This is a genomic window from Candidatus Deferrimicrobiaceae bacterium (assembly GCA_035256765.1).
Taxonomy (GTDB): Bacteria; Desulfobacterota; Deferrimicrobia; order Deferrimicrobiales; family Deferrimicrobiaceae; genus CSP1-8.
This window is the reverse complement of record DATEXR010000190.1, coordinates 1-3,541: the sequence shown is the minus strand read 5'-3', so window position 1 is coordinate 3,541 and position 3,541 is coordinate 1. Positions and strand designations below refer to the sequence as shown.

The window sequence follows — 3,541 nt, the reverse complement described above, 5'->3', positions numbered from 1 at the left end:
CCGCGTTCCCCCGGCGGAAATGGTCGATCCAGACGGAGGTGTCGACCAGCATCAGGCGCGTTTACCGCTCCTGCGCCGGCGGATCGGGCGAAGATGCCGCTCGGTGCCGCCGAGCGCCGCGAGCCGGAGGGCGCTCTCCCTGGCGATCAGCGCCTCCAGTGCGGCGCGCACGGTGGCGGTCTTCTCCCGGATCCCCGAAAGCGCCTGGGCCTCCCGCAAGAGGTCATCGTCGATGTTCAGAGTCGTTCGCATATGCATCAGTATGCATCTTATATGCATACAGGTCAACCCGTGACGTTCGACCCGTGCGGAGGTCCATATCGTTGTGGGCACGGAACAAGGCGTAGCGGAGCTGGGGCACCTACAACGTGGTCAGCGGGCCCATCTTGACCACTTCGAATTCGTTCCCGGTCAGAAGCTTCAGGGTGTTCATTTCGTCATCGTTCCACCGGGAGTCGGGTGCCCCCGACAGGAACCAGTTTCCCCCGTTGTCGGCCAGGATCATTCCATAGGTCTTCAGCGCCTGGAGGACCACGCGGGCGCCCGGCGGGAACCCCGAGATGTCGAACCCGGCCTTCAGGCGAACGCGCATCCCCATCGGAGGCAACGACGGGTCGGTGCTCGCGCTGGCGAAGTGCCGGGCCGGGGAGACGTAGGCACGACGCGTCCTGGTTGCCGTGAAGCGCAACGCATGGCGGATGACTTTCCCCTCCATCACCTCGTCGTAACGGACGAGCCCCGGGAAGATCGGCAACCCGGCGGCGTCGGCGGAAGTCCACCCGGCCGGACGAAGAGCGTTCGAAGAGAGATCGAAGATCGCCCCCGAGCCGGCGGAATATCCGGCTCCGGACGGATAGGCGGCGAAGAGCTCGTAGAGCTTCCCGTTGTCCCGATCGACCACCAGGATGTGCCGGTCCCCTTGCGAAGTCGCCCCCCCCTCGATCGGCGCGCCGGGAGGAATCGGGTACGGGCCGGGGTCGCTCTCGTCCGCGTATTGGAACGACACGGGAACCTTCGGCGTGTCCCCGGAAACCACGACGTAAGGAATCCCGAAGGGGCCCCCGTTCCAGTCGGCGCCGAAGTCCGGATGAAGCGAGGCGGTCCGTCCGATGCTGTCGATCAGAAGGTCGGAATCCGGATCCACCGGGTCCGAATCGATCGGCGTGTTCCACGGGTTGTCGTCGGGAAAAGGCCTTGCCCCTTGAAGGCTCGCGTTGACGCCGAGGGCGGGCGTGTCCCCTGCGGAGCCTTGGGGAGCCGGGGTACCGGAGTCGCCGGCACCTGTGCATCCCTGGAGCAGGAAAAGGGCGGCCAATACCAACCCCGGCACGTCGAGGAAGGGTATCTTACGGAACCGAGAAGCCACGATCGTTCCCCCGGCTGGTCTATATCGTCTCCATAATAAAATGCAATACCCGTACCCTTGGCGTGACCTGATTGGGCCTGGAGCCCCTGAATGCCCCGCGGAAAATCCATTTAACAACTATTCGATATATTGCATGAATTTTCTTTTCCGGGGGGCTGGAAAAAGTTGTGATCCTGTATGGAGAGACCCACGCGGCTACGGTAAACCGTTCAGGACGACAAATTCGTTATCCGGGGCGGATATCGCGGGAGAAGGTCAGGCAGGGGGAACCGAAACCTTTCGGTCACTCGACGATCTAATCAGTGGCCAAAGGTGCCGGTTCAAACAGCAAGGTCTTCGACGACAGGGAGGGAGGGCGATGCGATGAAACGAACGGTTTTTTTGGCTTGTCTATTTCTCTTGACCGGGAGCCTCGCCTACGCGGCGGATGGGGGCAGCTGGAAATCCGCCGAGGCGGAGATCAAGGACAGTCGCGGGCAGACCGTTGGATCTGCCGTATTTACCCCAACACCGCAAGGGGTTGCCGTGGTCGTGGAAGTCTCCAGGCTGGCGCCGGGGAAACACGGGATCCACGTCCACGCTGCAGGGATTTGCGAACCGCCGGATTTCAAGACGGCGGGCGGGCATTTCAATCCCCACGCGAAGAAGCACGGGCTCAAGGGTCACGAAGGGGGTCACCCGGGGGACCTTCCCAACCTGGAAGTGGGTCCGAACGAAAAGGGGAAGCTGACGGCGACGCTTCCGAATGCGACCCTCGGGGTGGGCGACGCGGCGTCCCTCCTGGGGCCGAACGGCTCCTCGATCGTCATCCATGCCAAGGCGGACGACGAGATGACGGACCCGTCCGGGAACTCCGGCGACCGGATCGCCTGCGGCGTCATCATCGGGAAGAGATGACGTCTGGCGCTTTGTAGCGGCACCACTACGACTCTTCCCTGCCTTCACCGAACCGTTTTCCCGATCGAGTAGGCACAGCCAGGAAGCTTGCCTACCCCGTGGCAGGTGTTGATCTCTGGGTCGAAGAGGATCGGCCTCACCTTCTCGATGTCGGGGAGTCCCTTCTCGCCGAGCACGGATTCCTCTGCCTTTACGTCCAAAATCTCCCCGACGAACCGGGTGTGCAGCCCGATCTCGAACGTAGGGAGAAGCCGACACTCGAGGACGAGGGGAAATTCCTCGACATACGGTGCGCCCACGAGGGCGCTCCGGACGGGGGTAAGCGCGACGGCGGATCGGATTATGACATCTTACAGGAAGAACGATATTTCTCGGACCGTCTGCAGGAATCGTCTGAAGAACCACGGCATCCGAATATCCGGAGGGCCCTATGAAGAAACGCAAACTGGGAAATTCCGGACGGGAAGTGGCTCCGCTGGCGCTGGGAGGCAATGTCTTCGGATGGACCGCGGATGAAAAAACGTCATTCCGGCTGTTGGACGCGTTCACGGCCGCAGGCGGCGACTTGATCGACACGGCGGATATCTACTCCGCGTGGGTCCCGGGTCACAAGGGCGGCGAATCCGAGACCGTTCTCGGCAAATGGCTGAAGCGGGACGGGAACCGGAAGAAGGTCCTCGTCGCCACGAAGGTCGGAATGGAGATGGGCCCGGACAAGAAGGGGCTTTCGAAGCCTTATATCCTGCGCGCGGCGGAGGATTCTCTGCGACGGCTGCAGACGGACTACATCGATCTGTATCAGGCCCACGCCGACGATCCGGAGACGCCGTTGGAGGAGACACTGGAAGCCTTTGCGCAACTGACCCGGCAGGGGAAGGTTCGGGCGATCGGGGCCTCGAACTACAACGCGGAACGGCTCTCAAAGGCATTGCAGGTCAGCAAGCGACACGGGCATCCCGCCTACCGGAGCCTTCAGCCTTTGTACAACCTGTACGATCGTGCCGAGTATGAAGCGGAGCTCGAACCCCTCTGCCGGGAAAAGGGATTGGGCGTCATCCCCTACTTCCCGCTGGCCGCCGGGTTCCTCACGGGAAAATACCGGTCGGAAAAGGACCTTGCGGGCCGCGCGCGAGGCGAATTCGTCAAGAAATACCTGGATGACCGGGGGTTTCGGATTCTCGATGCGCTGGACCAGGTGGGCCGGCGATATCATTCGGCTCCCGCCACGGTCGCTCTCGCCTGGTTGATCGCGCGCCCCGGCATCACCGCTCCCATTGC

5 protein-coding genes are annotated in these 3,541 nt (G+C 62.6%); 2 read left to right on the top strand and 3 right to left on the bottom strand.

Going from position 1 to position 3,541, the window contains the following annotated elements; translation table 11 throughout:
* Positions 1 to 51 precede the first annotated feature (51 nt).
* Together VJ307_06425 and VJ307_06420 are read right to left on the bottom strand one after the other, a co-directional pair.
* Positions 52 to 252 carry a type II toxin-antitoxin system VapB family antitoxin gene (locus VJ307_06425; GenBank protein ID HJX73776.1) on the bottom strand — a complete coding sequence of 67 codons (201 nt, stop codon included), beginning with the start codon at positions 250 to 252 and terminating at the stop codon, positions 52 to 54.
* Between the two features lie 109 nt (positions 253 to 361).
* Entirely contained in the window at positions 362 to 1,144 is a 783-nt protein-coding gene (locus VJ307_06420) for a hypothetical protein (protein HJX73775.1), read from the bottom strand.
* 585 nt (positions 1,145 to 1,729) lie between these two features.
* Between VJ307_06420 and VJ307_06415 the strand changes: the two genes are divergently transcribed.
* Positions 1,730 to 2,263: a superoxide dismutase family protein gene (locus VJ307_06415; GenBank protein ID HJX73774.1), complete on the top strand. Its 534-nt coding sequence runs from the start codon at positions 1,730 to 1,732 to the stop codon at positions 2,261 to 2,263.
* Positions 2,264 to 2,307: 44 nt separating this feature from the next.
* Here VJ307_06415 and VJ307_06410 read toward each other — a convergent pair whose 3' ends face one another.
* Positions 2,308 to 2,604, bottom strand: a complete 297-nt coding sequence (locus VJ307_06410) for a flavin reductase (protein HJX73773.1) — start codon at positions 2,602 to 2,604, stop codon at positions 2,308 to 2,310.
* 89 nt (positions 2,605 to 2,693) lie between these two features.
* On the opposite strand from VJ307_06410, the gene VJ307_06405 reads away from it, so the two are divergent.
* Positions 2,694 to 3,541 (top strand): aldo/keto reductase (locus VJ307_06405; protein HJX73772.1); only part of this gene is annotated, 848 nt, incomplete at its 3' end.